Source organism: Micromonospora sp. NPDC023888, assembly GCF_040639415.1.
GTDB lineage: Bacteria > Actinomycetota > Actinomycetes > Mycobacteriales > Micromonosporaceae > Micromonospora.
Genome location: NZ_JBEZZW010000025.1, coordinates 83,015 through 100,783 on the forward strand (window position 1 = coordinate 83,015; position 17,769 = coordinate 100,783).

Here is a 17,769-nt window from a genome sequence, read left to right on the forward strand (position 1 = left end):
ACGACGGTGCCGTCCCGGGCGGGGACGGCACCGTTCGGCGTCCCGGCTACTGGCCCTTGTCGGATTCCAGGCTGCCGATGGTCAGCCCGGCCGCGTCGGCGGCGGCGTCGCGCTCGCCGCGGGTCTGGTCCTCCCGGGTGAGCAGGTTGGCGTACTCGGTGATGTCGGCCGGGTCGGGCACCGCGGGCAGGCGGCGCAGGAACGCCTCCACCTCGCGGGTGGCGGCGGTGTGCGCGGCGGCCGCCTGGCGCAGCAGTTCGCGGTCGTCGGCGGGCGGGTAGAGGTCGGTCATGTCCGCCAGTTACCCGGCCAACGGCGGTTCGCACCGCCACCGGCCCGGAATACCCGCTCAGACCGGTCGGATCCCGCTTGGCTGCCGCACACCGAACCCGGGATTGCTCAGCAACCAGGACAGGTATTCCGGATGCGGGGCCAACGAGTCGACGTACGCCGCCTTCGCCGTCTCCAACATCAGGTCGGCCTCCCGGCCGGCGGGGGAGTCCGGGTGCCAGCCGAGCAGGAGCCGCCAACGCAGCGGTATGCCGGCGAGGCGGCGGGTGACCAACCCGGCCACCGGGCGGAACGTCGCCTGGCACAGCGCCACCGCTACGCCGGCGTCCACCAGGTCGACGCAACCGCGGATGTCTGTCTCGTACACCTTGCGGGGGGTGAAGCCGGCGCGGGCGCAGGCGGCGGCGAAGCAGTCGCTGAAGCAGCCGTCGCCCGGGGCCGCCACCCACTGTTCGTGGCGCAGGTCCGCCAGGCGCACCTCGTCGTGCGCCGCCAGGGGGTGCGTCTCCGGCAGCAGCACCAGCACCGGGTCGATGGCCACCTCCTGCCAGCTCAACCCGAACCCGGCCGACGGGCTGGCGTCGCCGCACACCCCGGTGAGCGCGAAGTCCAGTCGGCCGCCCGCCACCAACTGCGCCAACTCGTCCACCGACCAGGAGGCGAACGTGGTGATCTGGGCGGGCGGCTGCTCGGCCGCCAGGCGGTGCACCATCCGGCCCAGGATCGGGCTGTTCACCCCACCGAACCGGTAGCACGGTGGCGCGTCGCCGGCCCCGGCCAGCCGGGCCGCCTCGTCCTGCAACCCCTTCATCGCCGGCAGCAGCACCCGGGCCCGAGCCAGCACCAGCTCACCGAGCGCGGTGGGCCGGGCGCCGCGCCGGTCCCTGTCGAACAGCGGGCCGCCCAGGGTCCGCTCGATGCGCTGGAGCTGGGCGGTCAGCGCCGGCTGGGCCAGGCCGAGCGCCGACGCGGCCTTCGTCACGCTCCCCGTCTCCGCGATCGCGCAGACCACCCGCAGGTGACGCAGCTCCAGGTTCATACCGTGACGGTAGGACTACGCGTCAGTCGGCGGAATAGCCCGAGCGGATCGGTGATAATGAATGCACTTGGGATCGTCGCCGTCCCTCAATCCCGCGGCGACTCCGGCAGGTCCGCCAGGTACGTCGGCCGGCGGGTCACCGCGTCGAGCATCTTGTCCACCACCCCGACCGCCGGCTCGACGATCCGGTTCCACGGAGGGGTGGCCGGAGTGCCCGGGTGCGGCCGGGTCGGCGCCGCCTCCTCGGCGATCTCCAGCCGGTTGCCCAGCCGGATCAGCTCCTCCTCGGTCGCGACCGCGCGCAGCTCCGCGACGAGCGCGCCCACGCCCTCGACGTGCCGACGAACCCGCTCGGCGACCTCGGTCAACGCCTCGTCCGTCAACCCCTTCAGAGCGCTCAGCAGGCTGGCGTCGGCGTTGATCTCGGCGTCCACCCGCTCGGCGGCGGCCGGCAGCGCGGCGCGTACCGCCGGCAGCAGGTACTGCTCCTCGGCGGACAGGTGCCGCGACAGCGCGGCGGTGAGCACCGGCAGCCCCTCCTGCGGCGTGGCGTCCGGGCCGGTCAGCTGGTCCAGCAGCGCCAACAGTTGACGGTGCTCCCGGTCCACGACGTCGGCGATGTTGCGGCCACCGGGTCGGTAGCCCTCCTCGGGTGCGGGCGCGGGCGGCAGCGGCGGCAGGGGAACGGCGGACATGGTGCCCTCCTCGACTGGCGGGCGGAAGCTCCGGCAGGGATGTGCGGTCGTGGGCGGCGGTACCCGAACCCGGCCCCGGCGAAACCGGGCCCGTCGATGCGCCGGCCCCGGGCCACCGGTACGCCGGCCCGTCCGCACCGGTGCGCCGGCCGGCCGGCCAGCCCCGACTGGTATGAAGAGGCGATGACGAGCGATGCGGCCTCCGCCCGACCCGACCCCAGCGCAGAGGTCGTGGACCTCTGCCGCGACCTGCTGCGCATCGACACCACCAACACCGGGGACAACGACACCAGCGTCGGCGAGCGCCGCGCCGCCGAGTACGTGGCGGAGAAGCTCGCCGAGGTGGGCGTGGAGTCCGTCCTGCACGAGGCCGCGCCGGGCCGGGCGAACGTGGTGGCCCGCATCCCCGGCACCGACCCGAGCCGGGGCGCCCTGCTGGTGCACGGCCACCTGGACGTGGTGCCCGCCGACGCCGACGAGTGGTCGGTGCACCCCTTCTCCGGCGAGCTGCGCGACGGTTACCTCTGGGGCCGGGGCGCGATCGACATGAAGGACTTCGACGCGATGGTGCTCGCCGTGGTGCGGCACTGGCAGCGCACCGGCGTACGGCCACCGCGCGACATCGTGCTCGCGTACACCGCCGACGAGGAGGCGGGCAGCGACTACGGAGCCCGTTTCCTGGTGGAGAACCACAGTGACCTCTTCGACGGCTGCACCGAGGCGATCGGTGAGGTCGGCGGCTTCTCCTACTCGGTGAACGACAGCCAGCGGCTCTACCTCATCGAGACCGCCGAGAAGGGCATCGACTGGCTGCGGCTGCACGCCAAGGGGCGCCCCGGGCACGGCTCGATGGTGCACGACGACAACGCGGTCACCGCGCTCGCCGAGGCGGTCGCCCGGATCGGCCGGCACCGCTTCCCGGTGGTGGTCACCGACACCGTGCGGGCCTTCCTGGAGGAGGTCTCCGACCTGCTCGGCGTCGAGCTGGACCCGGAGGACCCGGAGACGGCCATCGCCAAACTCGGCCCGATCGCCAACATCATCGGCGCGACCATCCGCAACACCGCGAACCCGACCCGCCTCGACGCCGGCTACAAGGACAACGTCATCCCCGGCCGGGCCACCGCCACCATCGACTGCCGCAGCCTGCCCGGCCAGTCCGAGCTGCTGGAGCGGCAGTTGCGTGAGCTGATCGGCCCGGACATCGCGATCGAGTACATCCAGCGGCAACCGGCACTGGAGACCACCTTCGACGGCGACCTGGTCGAGGCCATGTCGGCGGCGCTGCGTGCCGAGGACCCGGGGGCGCGACCGGTTCCGTACATGCTCTCCGGCGGCACCGACGCCAAGGCGTTCTCCCAGCTCGGCATCCGCTGCTTCGGTTTCGCGCCGCTGCGGCTGCCCGCCGACCTGAACTTCTCGGCGCTGTTCCACGGCATCGACGAGCGCGTTCCGGTCGACGGACTACAGTTCGGCGTGCGGGTTCTCGACCGGTTCCTCCGCACCTGCTAGCCGCGCCCGGCGCTGCATTCGGCGCGCGACCTCCCCAACGTGAAGGGACTGCCCCACATGACCGACCAGCACGGTGAGCTGGACGCCGCTCTCGAGCGGGTGATCGAAGCGGCCCGCCACCACCTGGCCGCCGTACGCGCCGCCCAGGGCCGCGTCGACGACGACGACGTCTGGCAGGCGTACGTGGCGTTGAACAACGCCTCCTTCGCCTACGACGAGCGGTTGCTCGACGCCTTCGGCGAGGTGACGCCCTGGGATGTCGACTCGATCGACCCGGACGAGGCCGACGAGCGCTTCGGTGGCCCCGAGGGCTCCGAGGCCAGCGACCCGCACCCACGGGTGATCTCGGTGCGGCAGCGTCGCGACTACCGGGTGCCGAGCGTCGCCGCGCTGCTGCGGGTGGCCGAGGCGGCCCGCCGCGAGGGCACCCCGGAGGACGACGAGCCGGCGCCGGTGGAGGGCGTCGGCGAGGCGGTGCTGGAGTTGCTGCAGAGCGGCGACGGTTCGCTCGGCGCGCTGGACGTCCCCGAGCTGGAGCCCCTCGACGGGGTGGTGATGGTCAGCGAGGTGGGCACTCCGGTCGACCTGGAGTCGTTCGACGACGACGACGCGGTCGGCCCGTTCCAGCCGGCGGTCGACGACCGGCTGGTCGGTCGGCTCGACGAGCACCCGTTCCTGGAGCTCGACGACGACCACGACCACGCCGGGCACCAGCACTAGCGCCGTTGGACGCCCGGGGCCCGCGTGGGCCCCGGGCGTACGGCCGTCAGTACGACAGACCCGGCTGCGGCTGGTTGACCCGCCGCCGTCGGAGCACCACCTGCCGCGTGCCGTCCCGGTACAACCGCACCCGGGCCAACTCCCATCCGGAGAACTCCGCCTGGATCGCCAACTGCGCCGTCGCGGTCAACCGGTCGACGTTCGGCGGCAGCCGCAGTGGCGCGTATTCGTAGTCCATGCCATCCATGCTGCCCAGCCCAGCGGGTGTTCGCCACCCCCTCGGGGGTGACCGACGCCGCTGCCGTGGGCGGTTCCTGCCTCGGTGTGCGCGCCCGGGTGGTGTCGCGAGGTGTGCGGCCGGCACCCGGGAGTCTCACGGGTCGGCGCTCGGTGCGCCTGTCGGTGCGAAAAATCTTGGGACTGCCGTTCCCGGTCGACCCCTCCTGACCCCTCTACGGCCCCCGGCAGGGCATCAGCCAGCGGGGGCGCCAGCCGTGAGCAGGGTCGCCAGCGCCGGCGCGGCCAGGGCGAACGACTGAGCCCCACCCGGGTCGACCACCAGCCCCCACGACGGGTCCGGCCAGTCCTCCAGCAGGTCGGCGCAGGGCAGCGCGACGAACGGCACGCCGTCCCCGGCGAACGCGGCGAGGGCGCCGGGGGAGGTGAAGACCGGCAGCAGTGGCGCGCCTGTCGCGTCGCCGACCACCGTCCACGGGAAGGCGGCGTCCGGCGCCGGCGCCCCGGCCAGCGGGACGCACACGGTGGCGTCGGCCAGGGCCGCGAGACAGCCGGGCAGGTCCCGTCGCTCGACAGCGGCGGCGAGGCGTCCCACCCCCGCCGCCTCGGCGGGTGCGGGCCGGGTGACGGTCGGCTCGACCGGCGGCGTTGCCGGGGCAGTCGGCTCGACCGGCGGCGTCGCCGGGACGGGTGGGATGACCGGTGGCGTCGCCGGGGTGGGCCGGATGACCGGCGGCGCCGCCGGGACGGGTGGGATGACCGGTGGCGTCGCCGGGGCGGGTCGGTCGGCCGGTGGTACGACCCGACAGGAGAGCGCACCGGGCCGGTCGGTCAGGACCTCGGCGGCGGTCCGGGCCACGAACGCGCTGAGGCGCTCCACCTGCTGCGGGGTGCGCGGTGCCTCGTACCACCAGCTCTCGTCACCGGCCGGGCGGTGCCAGCCGAGTGCGGCCAGGCGTGCCTCGTCGTGGCCCGGGCACAGCACCCGCACCACCTCGCGGCGCACCAACAGCCGGATCCCGCGCGGACCTGCGGAAAGCTCCAGGTCGGTGTCGCGGTCGCAGCGGGCGACAGTGTCCCGCAGCCGCGCGGCGATCTGCGGCCAGGTCGGCGGCGTCACGCCGGCGGCAGGCGGTCGGTGAGGCGCCCGAGCCGGGCGACGGTCTCCTCCAGACGCCCCAGCGCGGAGAAGTCGCCCGGCTTGCCGAACAGGTCGGTGAGGTCCGCGCCGATGGCGGCCTGCAACCCCTCGGCATGTTCCTCGACGTGCGCGGTGGCGACCGTCCGGGCCTTGCGGTACGCGTCGAGCACCAACTCCGCAAGCCGCTCGGTGCCGACGCGCAGGGCAGCGGGCGCGACGGTGAGGCCGGTCAGCGCGCCGGTGGCGTCGACGGTCGCCGAGACCAACCCGCTCTCGTCGGCCGCGGTGCCGGACAGTTCGGCCAGGTCGTCGCCCAGGCCCGCGAACCGGCCTTCGATGTCGGCGATCCGCCCGGCGAGCGCGTCGAACGCGGACGTCGGGTCAGTCATGTGAATCCTCCACTATGGACCGTGCCACGGGGTGGTGCCCGGTGGCCGGGGAATCGTATCGTCGGTGCGCTCGACTCATGGGGGAGGAACGGCATGCCGCCGGATATCGATGTCGACGTGCAGGCGGTCCGTCGACTGGAGACAGCCGCCCGGCGTCTCGACAGCTCGCTCGCCGCGCTGGAGGGCCAGATCGCCTCGGCGGGCGACGTGCCGTCGGGCGCCTTCGGTCATCTGCCGTTCGCCAGCGACATGCTCCGCGCCACGTACGCCGAGCAGGTCACCGGTGGCACGGAGTTGTTCGGCGCGGCGAGTGCCGCGTTCGGGCGGGTCGCCACCGCGCTTGCCGACACGGTCGAGGCGTACGAGCGCAACGAGCAGGACCTCGACGCCGGGTTCAAGGCCATCCAGTCGGGGCTGCCCGGATGAGCGGGCCGGCCGGCAGCGCCGTCGAGCTGTGGAACGGTCTCGACAACGCGCTCTCCGGCGTGCAGGACGCTGTCGACAGCGTCTGCCGGACCCTGGCCTGGCCGCTCATCCAACTCGTCGACCTGGTCGACGGGGAGCCGGAGGTCCTGCGCGCGAAGGCCGCCGAGTGGGATGCGCTGGCCGCGCAGGTGCGCGACCTGGCGCAGGGGCACCGGGGCGTTCGTGAGTCCGCCCAGGCCGGGTGGCGTTCGCCCGCCGGTGAGGCGTACGGGCGGCGGCTGGCCGACGTCGAGCAGCAACTCCTCGACGTGGCCGGGCAGTTCGCCGCGACCGCCGAATACCTGCGTGGCGTCGCCGACGGTCTGCAGATCGTGCACGACGTGCTCGTCGACATGTGCGTCGAGTTCGTCAACTTCCTCCTGGTGACGCTTGTGACGGCGTTGCTGATGGCCCCGTTCACGGCCGGTGCGTCGTGGGCGGCGGGCCTGGGGGTCGCCGTGACCCGGGGCCTGATCGTCGCCACCCGGATGTTGAAGGTCATCCGGCCGCTGGCCACGCATCTGCAGAAGGTCATCCGTCTGCTGCAGCGGGTCATGCTGTACCTGCGCAAGCTGCGTAGCCACCTCGACAAGCTGGTCGACCTGCAGAAGGGACTGCGCACCGGCCAGAAGTACGCCGACAAGCGGCACGCCGCCGGCAAGGCCGACAAGTGGTTCCACAAGGTCCTCGACCCCGCGAAGGGCACCTACAAGCTGGGCAAGTCCGGTTCGCCGTTCGACATGGGCGCGCTGGACCGGGCTGCCGCGCTGCGGGCGCACGGCGTCGCCGACGGCGCCCGGGTGATCGCCCGGGACTGGGCGACCCACCTGCCGTGGAACGTGCCGAACTCGGTCGTCCACGGCGTCACCTGGGGTTCGGTCGCCCTCACCACCGGCCTCTCCGTGCCCGGCGGCGAGCAGATCGGCGACCAGGTCGACCAGGCGGTGCAGGGCGGGGCCGACTGGATCGACCAGAATGTCTTCGGGCAACCGCCGGCGGGTCAGCCGGCGGGCCGGTAGGAGGAGACGCGTGATGGCAGGGGAGCGGGGCCGGTTGGGTCGGTTCACCGACGCGGTGCTCGGCGGCGCGCGGGCCGCCCGGGACAAGGCCCGTGAGCTGCGCGACGAGTTCCGCACCAGCGACGAACCCGAACGTGCCCTCGTCGCGCCCCTGCTGCCCGGGCAGGAGCTGCGCTACGTGGGCCTCGGCCCGGTCCGTGCCCCGGAGACCCACAAGGCCGGCCGGCAGCTCGCCGACGTGATGGGCAACGAGTTGGCCGACTCGCTCGACCCGAAGGTGCTGTTCGGGTTGCTCAACATCGTCAACCCCGTGGTCTGGGTGGACGCGGTGCTGACGCCGGTCCGGCTGGCCGCGGGCGTGCTGCTGCTGCCCGGCCGGGCCGGTGCCCTCGCCGCCGGCCTGCCGGAGGCGGCCGAACCGGAGCCGGGCCCACCGTCGCAGCGGGCGCAGCGGGAGCCGATCCCGCTCACCGAGGAGCAGGAGGCGTTCCGGGCGCTGTTCCGGCTCAGTCAGTACCGTCCGCTTGCCGATCAGCTCGCCGAGATCGCCTACCGTCGCCGCTACGTCTTCAGCGGTGACCTCGCCACCCTGGCCGGCAGCCTGCTGCTCTTCCTGGAGCGTTACACGGGCACCCCCCTGGCGGTGACGGACACCCACCTGCACCTGCTGCGGATGGGCATGCGCCCGGACGCCGACCGGCCCGACCGGCGGCAACCGCGGGTGCTGTGGAGCGTCGAGCGTGCCCGGGTGGCCCGGGTCGACTCGGAGCGCGGCGCGACCGGGCTCGTGCAGCTGACCTCCACAGTCGTGTTCGACGACGGCTCGTGGATCCGGCTCACCCAGCCCGCGCTCCGCGACGACCAGTCGCGCTTCCTGAGCGCCATCCAGGACCTCCCCGGGCAGCGCCCTCAGCCGTGACCCGGCGCGCGGGGCCGACCAGCCGTGAGCCGGCGCGCCGACCAGCCGTGACCCGGCGCGCCGGTCAGCCGTCGCGTTCGGGGTAGCCGAGCGGCACGGCCGAGACGTCGTCGAGCGCGGTGGTGATCTCCGCCGGCAGGGTGATCCGTTCCACAGCGAGCGCGCCGAGCAACTGCCCGACCGTCCGCGCGCCGAGGATCGGCGCGGTCACCCCCGGCCGGTCGCGGATCCAGGCCAGCGCCACCTCCAGGGGCGACACCCCCAGGCCGCCGGCCGCGGTGGCCACCGCCTCCACGATGCTGGAACAGCGCGGTTCCAGGTAGGTCGAGACGAACCGCTCGAAGTGCGGCGACGCGGCTCGGGAGTCCGCCGGACGGCCGTGCCGGTACTTGCCGGTGAGCACGCCGCGGCCCAGCGGTGACCAGGGCAGCAGGCCGAGGCCGAGCGCGTCGCAGGCGGGCAGTACCTCCCGCTCCACGCCCCGCTCCAGCAGCGAATACTCCACCTGGCTGGCGACCACCGGCGCCCGCCCCGGCCAGGCGGTCTGCCAGGCGGCGGCCCGTGCGGTCTGCCAGCCGGAGAAGTTCGACACCCCGACGTAGCGGACCTTGCCGCTGGACACCGCGTGGTCCAACGCCGCGAGGGTCTCCTCCAGTGGGGTGTCCGGGTCGTACCCGTGCACCTGGAACAGGTCGACGTGGTCGGTGCCGAGCCGGCGCAGCGACGCGTCCAACGTGCGCAGCAGGTGCCCCCGGGAGCCGTCGCGGCGTCGGCCACTGCCCGGGCGCAACCCCGCCTTCGTGGCGATCAGCAGCTCGTCGCGGGGCACGAGGGTGCCCAGCAACGAGCCGATCACCGACTCGGCGTCGCCGTCGCCGTACACGTCGGCGGTGTCGATCAGGTTGCCCCCCGCGTCCAGGTAACTCTTGAGCTGGGCGGCCGCGTCGTCGGCGTCGGTGTCCCGGCCCCAGGTCATGGTGCCGAGCGCGAGCCGGGAAACCGCCAGCCCGCTTCGGCCGAGCGGTCGCTGTTGCATGGGTGAACCTTATTTCGAACCTGCCGCCACGGATATCCTCGCTCCCGTATCTCTGCCGGTTCCGCCGCCGTGGGCTGCCCCGATGGAGGGGGGAGCGAAGGTGTCGAGCCGGTGATCGAGTCCGTTTTCGGCATTGCGTAACCTGGTGCGAGCTGTGCCACGGATGGGGGAGGACCAGTGCGACTCGGGCTCAGTCTCGGATACCAGACAGCATGGAGCACACCGGCCGACCACCTGGCCCTGGCCCAGGAGGCGGACCGGCTGGGCTACTCGGTGGTGTGGGCGGCGGAGGCCTACGGCTCCGACTCGCCAAGCATGCTCGCCTGGATGGCGGGCCAGACCGAACGGATCGACGTCGGCGCGGCGGTGATGCAGATCCCCGCCCGGACGCCGGCAGCCACCGCCATGACCGCCGCGACCATCGACGCGCTCTCCGGCGGCCGGTTCCGGCTCGGCCTGGGAGTCTCCGGTCCGCAGGTCTCCGAGGGCTGGCACGGTGTGCGCTTCGCCAAGCCACTCGCCCGGACCCGGGAGTTCGTCGACATCGTCAAGTTGGCCATCTCCCGCAAGGAGGTGGCGTACGACGGGCAGCACTACACGCTGCCGCTGCCGGACGGCCCCGGCAAGGCTCTGCGACTGGGCTTCCACCCACCACGCGAGCACATACCGATCTATCTGGCCGCGGTCGGCCCGAAGAACCTGGAGCTGGCCGGCGAGATCGCCGACGGCTGGTTGGCCGTGTTCTACGCCCCGGAGTTCGCCGAGGAGCAGCTCGCCTCGGTCCGGGCCGGACGGGCCAAGGTCGGCAAGGAGCTGGCCGGGTTCGACGTGGTGCCCTCGGTACCCGTGGTGATCGGCGACGACGTGGCCTCCTGCGCCGAGCTGGTCCGCTGGTACGCGGCGCTGTACGTGGGCGGCATGGGCAGCCGGGAACAGAACTTCTACAACCAGCTCGCCACCCGGATGGGTTACGGTGACGCCGCCCGCGAGGTGCAGGAGCTGTACCTGGCCAAGCGGCAGCGCGACGCCGCCGCCGCCGTACCCATGGAGTTCATCGACCGCACCTCGCTGCTCGGCCCGAAGGAGCGCATCGCCGAGCGGATGCGGGAGTACGCCGCCGCCGGCGTCACCACGCTGTCGGTGAGTCTGTTCGTGGCCGACCGGGACAGCGGTGTGCAGACCCTGCGCACCGTCGCCGAGGCACTTGAGCTTTCGGGAGTCGGCGAGTGACCTGGGTTGAGGCCATCGTCCTGGGCATCGTCCAGGGGCTTACCGAGTTTCTTCCGGTCAGCTCGTCGGGGCATCTGCGGATCACCTCGGCGATCTTCTTCGACCGGGACGCCGGCGCGTCGTTCACCGCGGTCACCCAGCTCGGCACCGAGGCGGCCGTGCTGATCTACTTCGCCAAGGACATCTGGCGGATCACTCGTACCTGGCTGGTCGGGATCCGGGACACGTCGGTCCGGTCGAGCCTGGACTACCGGATGGGCTGGTACGTGATCGTCGGCTCGATTCCGATCGGGCTGTTCGGTTTCCTGTTCAAGGACCAGATCAAGACCGCCGGGCGCAACCTCTGGGTGGTGGCGACCACGCTCATCGTGTTCGCCTTCGTGCTGGCGTTCGCGGAGTACTGGGGGCGGCAGACCCGCACCCTGGAGAACTTCCGGATGAAGGACGGCATCGTCATGGGCTTCGCGCAGGCCATGGCGCTGGTCCCCGGGGTGTCCCGCTCCGGCGGCACGCTCACCGCCGGCCTGCTGCTCAACCTCACCCGGGAGGCGGCGGCCCGGTACTCGTTCCTGCTGGCCATCCCGGCGGTGGTGATGTCCGGCGTGTTCAGCCTCGGGGACGTCTTCGAGCCGTCCGCCCCGGGCACCTCCGTGCCGAGCGTGGCCCAGACGATCGTGGCCACCCTCATCGCCTTCGGCATCGGGTACGCGGCCATCGCCTGGTTGCTGCGCTACGTCGCCCACCACACCCTGTACGTGTTCGTGCTGTACCGGGTCGCGCTGGGCACCCTGGTCCTGGCGTTGCTGCTGACCGGCGCGATCGACGCCACCTGACCGACCCCGTCGACGGCCCCCGGCTCCCGCCAGTAGGCGCGGCCGGGGGCCGCCGTCGCGTTCGGGCCCGCCGCCGTGGGCGTGGCCGGGGGCCGTCGTCGTGCTCGGACCGGCCGGCGTGCCGCGCATGCGGTCTCCACCCGACACCCCGTGACGAGATCTTGGACAGTTTCGTTCGCGGAGGCCCGCCGGAGGACGGAAACTGTCCAAGATCTACGAGCGTGGTCCGGAACCCGCGCCGGCCCGGCGCGGGGCCCAGGTCATAGGGTGGTCCCGTGGCGACCCTTCTGCTTCTGCGACACGGCCGGACCACGGCGAACGCCGATGGCGGCCTCGCCGGCCGCCAACCGGTCGAGTTGGACGACACCGGACGCGCCCAGGCCACCGCGGTCGGCGAGCGGCTGCGGGCGGTGCCGCTGGTCGCCGTGGTGACCAGCCCGCTCATCCGGTGCCGGCAGACCCTGGAGTTGGCGCTCCCGCAGGCCGCCCCGGTGGTCGAGGACGGGCTGATCGAGTGCGACTACGGCAGTTGGGAGGGGCAGCCGCTGAAGAAGCTCGCCAAGGAGCCGCTCTGGCCGGTCGTCCAGCAGCACCCCAGCGCGGCGGTCTTCCCGGGTGGGGAGGCGATGGCGGCGATGGCGGCGCGTGCCGTGGCGGCGGTGCGCTCCTGGGACGCCCGGGTGACCGCCGAACACGGGCCGGAGGCGGTCTGGCTGGCGTGCAGCCACGGCGACGTGATCAAGGCCATCGTGGCGGACGCGCTCGGCGTACACCTGGATGCCTTTCAGCGGATCGTGGCCGACCCGGCGTCGGTGACGGCGATCCGGTTCACGCCGCTGCGTCCGTTTCTGGTGCGACTCAACGACACAGGGGGCGACCTGGCGGCGCTGGTGCCGCCGCCGGCCAAGCGGCGTCGGCGCGCGAACCGCGTGGCCGACTCGGACGCGGCGGTCGGCGGCGGGGCGGGTGTGTCGCGGTGAGGCGTGTCACGACACCGCCTCCGATCGGGGCGTCAGCGCACGCCGGAGTGGCCGCCACGCCCGGTTATCGCCCCTCGTACGCCGGGCGCGCCGTCGCTGCGGCGATTCGGGTCGGTGGGGTGCGCGGTGCCATGGCGGGCCGGATAGGGTCGTGGGTATGACCCACCAGGTGCACGCCTTCGAACCGCCGGAGCGGTTCGTCGCCGGGACTGTCGGGCCGCCGGGGGAGCGCGCGTTCTTCCTGCAGGCCCGCGGCGGCGGCAGGCTGGTCAGCGTCGCGCTGGAGAAGGTTCAGGTGTCCCTGCTCGCCGAGAAGCTGGAGGAGCTGCTCACCGAGGCGCAGCGTCGCTTCGGGGTGGACCTGCCCGAGCTGGCGCCGGTGATCGGCGACAACGAGCCGCTCGACACTCCGGTCGACGAGGAGTTCCGGGTCGGGACCCTCGGGCTGGCCTTCGACGTGGACACCGCGACCGTGGTGATCGAGGCGATCGCCGCGGGCGAGGTGGAGCCCGAGGTCGAGTTGGGTGACGAGGACGACGAGGACCCCGACGACGACGACGTCGAGGACGACGAGCCGGACGAGGACCTCGACCGGCTCCGGGTCCGGCTCACCCCGCAGGCGACCCGCCAGTTCATCGAGCGGGCCCGGCGAGTGGTCAACGCGGGCCGGCCTCCGTGCCCGCTCTGCGGCCAACCGTTGGACCCCGCCGGGCACCTCTGCCCGCGGCACAACGGTTATCACCGGTGACCTCGTCCGGCCTCCAGCCTCGCCAGGACGGCGACGCGGCGCTGCGGCTGCTGCGTGACGGCGCGCTCGACCTGGAGGGTCGGCTGGTCGACGCGTCGAACACCACGTTGCGCGGCATCCTGACCCTGGACGGGGTCACCGCCCGCTGCGTCTACAAACCGGTCCGCGGTGAGCGTCCGCTCTGGGATTTCCCCGACGGCACCCTGGCCGGCCGGGAGGTCTCGGCGTACCTGGTCTCGCGGGCGACGGGGTGGGACCTGGTGCCGCCCACCGTGCTGCGCGACGGCCCGTTCGGCCCCGGCTCCTGCCAGTTGTGGATCGACGAGCCGGAGGACGCCGACCCGCTCGTCGGGTTCCTGCCCGCCGGGGAGCTGCCGCCACGCTGGTTCCCGATCGCCGCGGCCCGCGATGACGACGGCACCGCGTACGGCCTCGCCCACGCCGACGACCCGAGGCTGGCCCGCCTCGCGGTGCTCGACGCGGTGATCAACAACGCGGACCGTAAGGGCGCTCACGTGCTTGTCGGCGCCGACGACCGGATCTACGGCGTGGACCACGGGGTGAGCTTCCACGTGGAGGACAAGCTGCGTACGGTGCTCTGGGGTTGGGCCGGCAAGCAGTTGCCCACGGACGCCGTGGAGATGCTCGACGGGCTCGCCGGGCAGCTCGCCGGGGCGCTCGGCGCGGAGTTGGCCGACCACCTCACCATCGGCGAGGTGACCGAGGTGGCCTCCCGGGTCGACCGGTTGCGCGAGACCTGCCGCTTCCCGCAGCCGCCGGAGGACTGGCCGGCGATCCCCTGGCCGCCCATGTGACCCGCTGTCATCTTGATCACCCGTGGGGCGCTCCGGCGTCGTCGTCGGTCTGGCTAGGCTGATCCCATGGAGTCTTGGGCGGGACACGAGGTGCCACGGCTGCCGGGCAGGGGCGAGCCGCTGGCGTTGTACGACTCGGCGCGGCAGGGTGTCCACCCGAGCGAGCCGGCGGACGCGGGGAGCATGTACGTCTGCGGCATCACCCCGTACGACGCCACGCACCTCGGTCACGCCGCCACCATGATCACGTTCGACCTGGTGCAGCGGATGTGGCGCGACGCCGGCCGTCCGGTGCGCTACGTGCAGAACGTCACCGACATCGACGACCCGCTGCTGGAGCGGGCCGCCCGCGACGGTGAGGACTGGGTGGTCCTGGCGATGCGCGAGACGGCGCTGTTCCGGGAGGACATGGAGGCGCTGCGGATCATCCCGCCGGCGCACTACGTGGGCGCTGTGGAGTCGATCCCGGACATCGCCGACAAGGTCGAGGTGCTGGTCAAGGACGGCGCCGCGTACCGGCTCGACGACGGCACCGGCGACGTCTACTTCGACATCTCCGCCACCGGCCGGTTCGGCTACGAGTCCAACCTGACCCGTGAGCAGATGTTGGAGATCTTCCCGGAGCGCGGCGGTGACCCGGATCGCGCCGGCAAGCGTGACCCACTGGACCCGCTGCTGTGGCGCGGGGCCCGCGAGGGTGAGCCGTCCTGGCCCGGCGGGGAGCTGGGCCCGGGCCGCCCGGGTTGGCACATCGAGTGCGCCGTCATCGCGCTGAACCTGCTCGGTGACCGGATCGACGTGCAGGGCGGCGGCAACGACCTGCTGTTCCCGCACCACGAGGCGTCCGCCGCGCACGCCGAGCGGCTCACCGGTCAGGCGCCGTTCGCCGAGCACTACGTGCACGCCGGGATGATCGGCCTGGACGGCGAGAAGATGTCCAAGTCCCGGGGCAACCTGGTCTTCGTGTCCCGGCTGCGCGCCGACAAGGTGGACCCGATGGCGATCCGGTTGGCGCTGATCTCCGGGCACTACCGCAGCGACCGCACCTGGACCGACGAGCTGCTCACGGCCGCTCAGGAGCGCCTGGACCGCTGGCGGCGGGCCGCCGCCGCGCCCGCCGGGCCGTCCGGGGCCGAGCTGCTGGCCGGGGTACGCGAACGCCTGGCCGACGACCTGGACACCCCGGGAGCCCTGGCGGTAGCCGACCGCTGGGCCGAGGCGGCACTGTCGGGTGCTGCCGATGACGCTGGCGCCCCGGCGCTCTTCGCCCAGACGGTGGACGCCCTCCTGGGCATCCGCCTCTAGCCCACCCCTCCCGGCGGCGGACACCCGCGCCGTGCCGCGTGCGCCGCTGCCGGGGGGTGATCCACTCGGTTTCCTGGAAGTCGCGGTGTCCCGACGCGTGCGACGCACCGATTTCCAGGGAGCCGAGTCGATCAAACGGGTCACCCGATGAACGTCACCTCGGGGAAGGACCGGCTCGGGCCGCTCAGCAGGTGCCCGCCCCGGTGGCGCAGGTGCCTGTCGAAGAACGCCAGCGGGTACGCCTGCCCGATGCGGACCGCGCGGGCGGGGTCGAGAGTGCCGACCCAGCCGGTGAGTTCCTCGTCGCTCATCCCGATGATCCGTGCCAGTTGCGGCACGAGCCACTGGTTGTCGCCGTACGACGAGTGGACCGCCCCCGCGGCCTGGATGTTGAGCCGCCACCCGCGCAGGTGTGCGAAGAACTCGGCGACGGCGGGCTCCGCGGTCTGGGTGAACTCCGCCGTCATCAGCATGAACGGCCGGTACAGGTCGGCGCTGGGCAGCGGCTGCGACACCATCGGGCCGTCCAGGCTCAACCCGGCTCGGATCCGCCGGTCGGTGCCCATGGTCAGGGCCGTCGCGGTACCGCCCTTCGACCAGCCGAACATGCCGATCCGGCTCAGATCGAGGGCGGCGCCCAGCCCGGCCGGCAGCGGCGCGTGCTCGACGTCGGGGTTGCGCCCGGCGGCGATCTCGACGATCTGGTCGAGGACGAACCGGGCATCCTCGGTGTAGCTCCACGGGGTGGCGTGGAAGTCCTCCTCCCGGACGGTGACCCGGCCGTCGGGGAACTCGCCGAACCCGTCGTAGGTGTGGTCCACAGTGACGACCACGTACCCGTGGCTGGCGAGTTCCTGCACCACGATCGTGGTGTCCGAACGGTGGCTGCCGGCGCCGTGCGAGTAGAGGACCACGGGTAACCGCCGGCCCGGATGCCGCACCGGGGCGCCCTCGTGCCCGGCCGTCAGTGGCGCCAGCGCGGCGTCGGGGTCGAACCCGGCGGAGTCCAGCAGCATGCGCAGTGACGCGGCGGTCATCCACGGGGCGAGCGGATGCTGCCGCACGTCCCGGGCGGGATACCAGACGCTGACCATCAGCTCGCGGTACCGCCTCGGGCCGGCCAGCGGGTCCGGCCGCGAACGGTCGACCAGGTGCAGCGACACCGTGCCCACGGGGTACGGCCCGGTCGGCTGGGGCAGGGTGAGCCGGACCGGGCCCGGATCGGCAGTGGCCGCCCCGGCGCGGCCCGCACCGCCGGCGATGCCCAGCGGCACGCCGACCCCCACCGCCAGCGCGGCTCCGACAAGGCCACGGCGCGTCAATCCCCGTGCACCGACAGGCTTCACGGTTGGCATCGATCTACCTCCTGGGGTCGCTCGACGCCGGGACCGAGCCGCCCGGCCATCGATAGACCCCCAGTATAGATACTGAGTGTATAGATGCAACGGGTGGCGGCGCGCGGATGGCGGTGGCGAACGCCGACGGCCGGGATCGACGCGGTGGACAGGGGCCGGGGTCAGCCCAGGACCAGGCCGGGGTCGGGTTCCGGGTCCGCGTTGGGGGCGGGGATCCGGTATTCCTCGGTGAGGGTGGTCATCGGGCCGGGCCAGGTGGCCTGAGCCACCTCGATGGGCTTGCGGCGGGCGTCGTACGCGACGTGCAGCAGGTGCAGCACCGGGGTGTCCGGCCGGATCTGGAGCGTCTCGGCCTCCTCCCGGCTGGGCTGGCGGGCGCTGATCGTGTCGGTGGCCGAGACGTACCGCCGTCCGGTGACCTCCTCGGCCTCCTGGTAGAGGGGGCGGCCGAACGCCTCGGCCCGCTCCAGCGAGGTGCCCGCCGTGTCGGTGGGCAGGAACCAGGAGGCGCCCACCTCGACGGGGGAGTCGTCGGTGCGGACCAGGTGTCGGCGGCAGAGCAGGTCGGTGCCGTCGGGCACCCCGAACGCGTCGGCGACCTCGGCGGGGGCGGGGGCGCGGCCGACCGAGACGAGTTGTTGACGGTACCGGGCGGCCAGGTCGGTGTGGTAGCCGCGGAAGCCGCCGTACCGGCCTCGGGAGAGGCGGTTGAGTCGACGTCGGGTGCCCCGGACGTACGTACCGGAGCCGGGTTTGGTGATCAGGATGCCCTCGACCCGTAGCTGGTCGACGGCGCGTTGCACTGTCTGTTTGGCGACGCCGAACATCTCGGCGATGGCCGGGATGGACGGCAGCCGCTCGCCAGGACCCCAGTCGCCGCGGCGGACCTGGGCCTTGAGCTGTGCGGCGATCTGTCGGTGCGGGAACTCGGCGGCCCCGGGATTGATCTGCACACCCACCTCCGTGATCACATCTAGGTTCCTAGGATGCCTTAGCGGGTGTGTTGGCGCCACCCCGGACACGCGAAAACGGGCCCCCGG

The 17,769-nt window shown here is 73.0% G+C and carries 20 protein-coding genes; 11 read left to right on the forward strand and 9 right to left on the reverse strand.

The features are described from left to right. Positions 1 to 46 precede the first annotated feature (46 nt). The 3 genes from AB0F61_RS22010 to AB0F61_RS22020 all read right to left on the reverse strand — a co-directional run bounded on the left by AB0F61_RS22010 (position 47) and on the right by AB0F61_RS22020 (position 2,025). Positions 47 to 292 carry a hypothetical protein gene (locus tag AB0F61_RS22010; RefSeq protein ID WP_357812496.1) on the reverse strand — a complete coding sequence of 82 codons (246 nt, stop codon included), beginning with the start codon at positions 290 to 292 and terminating at the stop codon, positions 47 to 49. A gap of 57 nt (positions 293 to 349) precedes the next feature. After that, positions 350 to 1,330 carry a LysR family transcriptional regulator gene (locus AB0F61_RS22015; protein ID WP_357812498.1) on the reverse strand — a complete coding sequence of 327 codons (981 nt, stop codon included), beginning with the start codon at positions 1,328 to 1,330 and terminating at the stop codon, positions 350 to 352. An 86-nt stretch (positions 1,331 to 1,416) separates the two neighbouring features. Continuing rightward, positions 1,417 to 2,025 (reverse strand): hemerythrin domain-containing protein, encoded by a 609-nt coding sequence (locus AB0F61_RS22020; protein WP_357812500.1) that lies wholly within the window; start codon positions 2,023 to 2,025, stop codon positions 1,417 to 1,419. Between the two features lie 183 nt (positions 2,026 to 2,208). Here AB0F61_RS22020 and AB0F61_RS22025 point away from each other — a divergent pair, with 183 nt between their 5' ends. Continuing rightward, positions 2,209 to 3,537 (forward strand): M20/M25/M40 family metallo-hydrolase, encoded by a 1,329-nt coding sequence (locus tag AB0F61_RS22025; RefSeq protein WP_357812502.1) that lies wholly within the window; start codon positions 2,209 to 2,211, stop codon positions 3,535 to 3,537. A gap of 57 nt (positions 3,538 to 3,594) precedes the next feature. Beyond that, positions 3,595 to 4,257: a hypothetical protein gene (locus tag AB0F61_RS22030; protein WP_357374921.1), complete on the forward strand. Its 663-nt coding sequence runs from the start codon at positions 3,595 to 3,597 to the stop codon at positions 4,255 to 4,257. Positions 4,258 to 4,303: 46 nt separating this feature from the next. Here AB0F61_RS22030 and AB0F61_RS22035 read toward each other — a convergent pair whose 3' ends face one another. The 3 genes from AB0F61_RS22035 to AB0F61_RS22045 form a co-directional block, all read right to left on the reverse strand. Beyond that, positions 4,304 to 4,495, reverse strand: a complete 192-nt coding sequence (locus AB0F61_RS22035) for a DUF5703 family protein (RefSeq protein WP_238685861.1) — start codon at positions 4,493 to 4,495, stop codon at positions 4,304 to 4,306. 234 nt (positions 4,496 to 4,729) lie between these two features. Beyond that, positions 4,730 to 5,614 (reverse strand): SseB family protein, encoded by an 885-nt coding sequence (locus AB0F61_RS22040; RefSeq protein WP_357812504.1) that lies wholly within the window; start codon positions 5,612 to 5,614, stop codon positions 4,730 to 4,732. Further along, a complete protein-coding gene (locus AB0F61_RS22045; protein WP_357812506.1) occupies positions 5,611 to 6,024 on the reverse strand; it encodes a YbaB/EbfC family nucleoid-associated protein in 414 nt (137 codons plus the stop codon). Before AB0F61_RS22045 ends, AB0F61_RS22040 begins: the two co-directional genes overlap by 4 nt. Before the next feature lie 93 nt (positions 6,025 to 6,117). Here AB0F61_RS22045 and AB0F61_RS22050 point away from each other — a divergent pair, with 93 nt between their 5' ends. From AB0F61_RS22050 to AB0F61_RS22060, 3 genes are read left to right on the forward strand one after another with little or no spacing between them, the layout of a single operon-like run. Further along, the gene (locus AB0F61_RS22050) at positions 6,118 to 6,450 is read left to right on the forward strand and encodes a hypothetical protein (RefSeq protein ID WP_357812508.1); all 333 of its coding nucleotides are present in this window, start codon (positions 6,118 to 6,120) and stop codon (positions 6,448 to 6,450) included. Further along, positions 6,447 to 7,508, forward strand: coding sequence for a hypothetical protein (locus AB0F61_RS22055; RefSeq protein ID WP_357812510.1), 1,062 nt, complete (start codon positions 6,447 to 6,449; stop codon positions 7,506 to 7,508). Before AB0F61_RS22050 ends, AB0F61_RS22055 begins: the two co-directional genes overlap by 4 nt. A 13-nt stretch (positions 7,509 to 7,521) precedes the next feature. After that, positions 7,522 to 8,427, forward strand: a complete 906-nt coding sequence (locus tag AB0F61_RS22060) for a hypothetical protein (RefSeq protein ID WP_357812512.1) — start codon at positions 7,522 to 7,524, stop codon at positions 8,425 to 8,427. Positions 8,428 to 8,491: 64 nt separating this feature from the next. On the opposite strand, the gene AB0F61_RS22065 is transcribed toward AB0F61_RS22060, so the two are convergent. Then, positions 8,492 to 9,463, reverse strand: a complete 972-nt coding sequence (locus AB0F61_RS22065) for an aldo/keto reductase (RefSeq protein ID WP_357812514.1) — start codon at positions 9,461 to 9,463, stop codon at positions 8,492 to 8,494. 177 nt (positions 9,464 to 9,640) lie between these two features. Between AB0F61_RS22065 and AB0F61_RS22070 the strand changes: the two genes are divergently transcribed. The 6 genes from AB0F61_RS22070 to mshC all read left to right on the forward strand — a co-directional run bounded on the left by AB0F61_RS22070 (position 9,641) and on the right by mshC (position 15,374). After that, entirely contained in the window at positions 9,641 to 10,693 is a 1,053-nt protein-coding gene (locus AB0F61_RS22070; RefSeq protein ID WP_357812516.1) for an LLM class F420-dependent oxidoreductase, read from the forward strand. Next, positions 10,690 to 11,526 carry an undecaprenyl-diphosphate phosphatase gene (locus AB0F61_RS22075; protein WP_357812518.1) on the forward strand — a complete coding sequence of 279 codons (837 nt, stop codon included), beginning with the start codon at positions 10,690 to 10,692 and terminating at the stop codon, positions 11,524 to 11,526. Before AB0F61_RS22070 ends, AB0F61_RS22075 begins: the two co-directional genes overlap by 4 nt. Positions 11,527 to 11,801: 275 nt before the next feature. After that, positions 11,802 to 12,506 (forward strand): MSMEG_4193 family putative phosphomutase, encoded by a 705-nt coding sequence (locus AB0F61_RS22080; RefSeq protein WP_357812520.1) that lies wholly within the window; start codon positions 11,802 to 11,804, stop codon positions 12,504 to 12,506. Between the two features lie 157 nt (positions 12,507 to 12,663). Next, positions 12,664 to 13,254 (forward strand): DUF3090 domain-containing protein, encoded by a 591-nt coding sequence (locus AB0F61_RS22085; RefSeq protein ID WP_357254163.1) that lies wholly within the window; start codon positions 12,664 to 12,666, stop codon positions 13,252 to 13,254. After that, positions 13,251 to 14,069: an SCO1664 family protein gene (locus tag AB0F61_RS22090; RefSeq protein ID WP_357812523.1), complete on the forward strand. Its 819-nt coding sequence runs from the start codon at positions 13,251 to 13,253 to the stop codon at positions 14,067 to 14,069. Before AB0F61_RS22085 ends, AB0F61_RS22090 begins: the two co-directional genes overlap by 4 nt. A gap of 66 nt (positions 14,070 to 14,135) precedes the next feature. Beyond that, positions 14,136 to 15,374, forward strand: a complete 1,239-nt coding sequence (gene mshC / locus AB0F61_RS22095; protein ID WP_357812525.1) for a cysteine--1-D-myo-inosityl 2-amino-2-deoxy-alpha-D-glucopyranoside ligase — start codon at positions 14,136 to 14,138, stop codon at positions 15,372 to 15,374. A 140-nt stretch (positions 15,375 to 15,514) separates the two neighbouring features. On the opposite strand, the gene AB0F61_RS22100 is transcribed toward mshC, so the two are convergent. Together AB0F61_RS22100 and AB0F61_RS22105 are read right to left on the reverse strand one after the other, a co-directional pair. Then, positions 15,515 to 16,729, reverse strand: coding sequence for an acetylhydrolase (locus AB0F61_RS22100; protein WP_357812527.1), 1,215 nt, complete (start codon positions 16,727 to 16,729; stop codon positions 15,515 to 15,517). A gap of 161 nt (positions 16,730 to 16,890) precedes the next feature. Next, the gene (locus tag AB0F61_RS22105; protein WP_357812559.1) at positions 16,891 to 17,682 is read right to left on the reverse strand and encodes a GntR family transcriptional regulator; all 792 of its coding nucleotides are present in this window, start codon (positions 17,680 to 17,682) and stop codon (positions 16,891 to 16,893) included. Positions 17,683 to 17,769 lie beyond the last annotated feature (87 nt).

Excerpts from the sequence above, each read along its gene's own strand:
- AB0F61_RS22010 (WP_357812496.1), bottom strand. The coding sequence starts at position 292 with ATGACCGACCTCTACCCGCCCGCCGACGACCGCGAACTGCTGCGCCAG.
- AB0F61_RS22015 (WP_357812498.1), bottom strand. The coding sequence starts at position 1,330 with ATGAACCTGGAGCTGCGTCACCTGCGGGTGGTCTGCGCGATCGCGGAG.
- AB0F61_RS22020 (WP_357812500.1), bottom strand. The coding sequence starts at position 2,025 with ATGTCCGCCGTTCCCCTGCCGCCGCTGCCGCCCGCGCCCGCACCCGAG.
- AB0F61_RS22025 (WP_357812502.1), top strand. The coding sequence starts at position 2,209 with ATGACGAGCGATGCGGCCTCCGCCCGACCCGACCCCAGCGCAGAGGTC.
- AB0F61_RS22030 (WP_357374921.1), top strand. The coding sequence starts at position 3,595 with ATGACCGACCAGCACGGTGAGCTGGACGCCGCTCTCGAGCGGGTGATC.
- AB0F61_RS22035 (WP_238685861.1), bottom strand. The coding sequence starts at position 4,495 with ATGGACTACGAATACGCGCCACTGCGGCTGCCGCCGAACGTCGACCGG.
- AB0F61_RS22045 (WP_357812506.1), bottom strand. The coding sequence starts at position 6,024 with ATGACTGACCCGACGTCCGCGTTCGACGCGCTCGCCGGGCGGATCGCC.
- AB0F61_RS22050 (WP_357812508.1), top strand. The coding sequence starts at position 6,118 with ATGCCGCCGGATATCGATGTCGACGTGCAGGCGGTCCGTCGACTGGAG.
- AB0F61_RS22055 (WP_357812510.1), top strand. The coding sequence starts at position 6,447 with ATGAGCGGGCCGGCCGGCAGCGCCGTCGAGCTGTGGAACGGTCTCGAC.
- AB0F61_RS22060 (WP_357812512.1), top strand. The coding sequence starts at position 7,522 with ATGGCAGGGGAGCGGGGCCGGTTGGGTCGGTTCACCGACGCGGTGCTC.
- AB0F61_RS22065 (WP_357812514.1), bottom strand. The coding sequence starts at position 9,463 with ATGCAACAGCGACCGCTCGGCCGAAGCGGGCTGGCGGTTTCCCGGCTC.
- AB0F61_RS22085 (WP_357254163.1), top strand. The coding sequence starts at position 12,664 with ATGACCCACCAGGTGCACGCCTTCGAACCGCCGGAGCGGTTCGTCGCC.
- mshC (WP_357812525.1), top strand. The coding sequence starts at position 14,136 with ATGGAGTCTTGGGCGGGACACGAGGTGCCACGGCTGCCGGGCAGGGGC.
- AB0F61_RS22100 (WP_357812527.1), bottom strand. The coding sequence starts at position 16,729 with ATGCCAACCGTGAAGCCTGTCGGTGCACGGGGATTGACGCGCCGTGGC.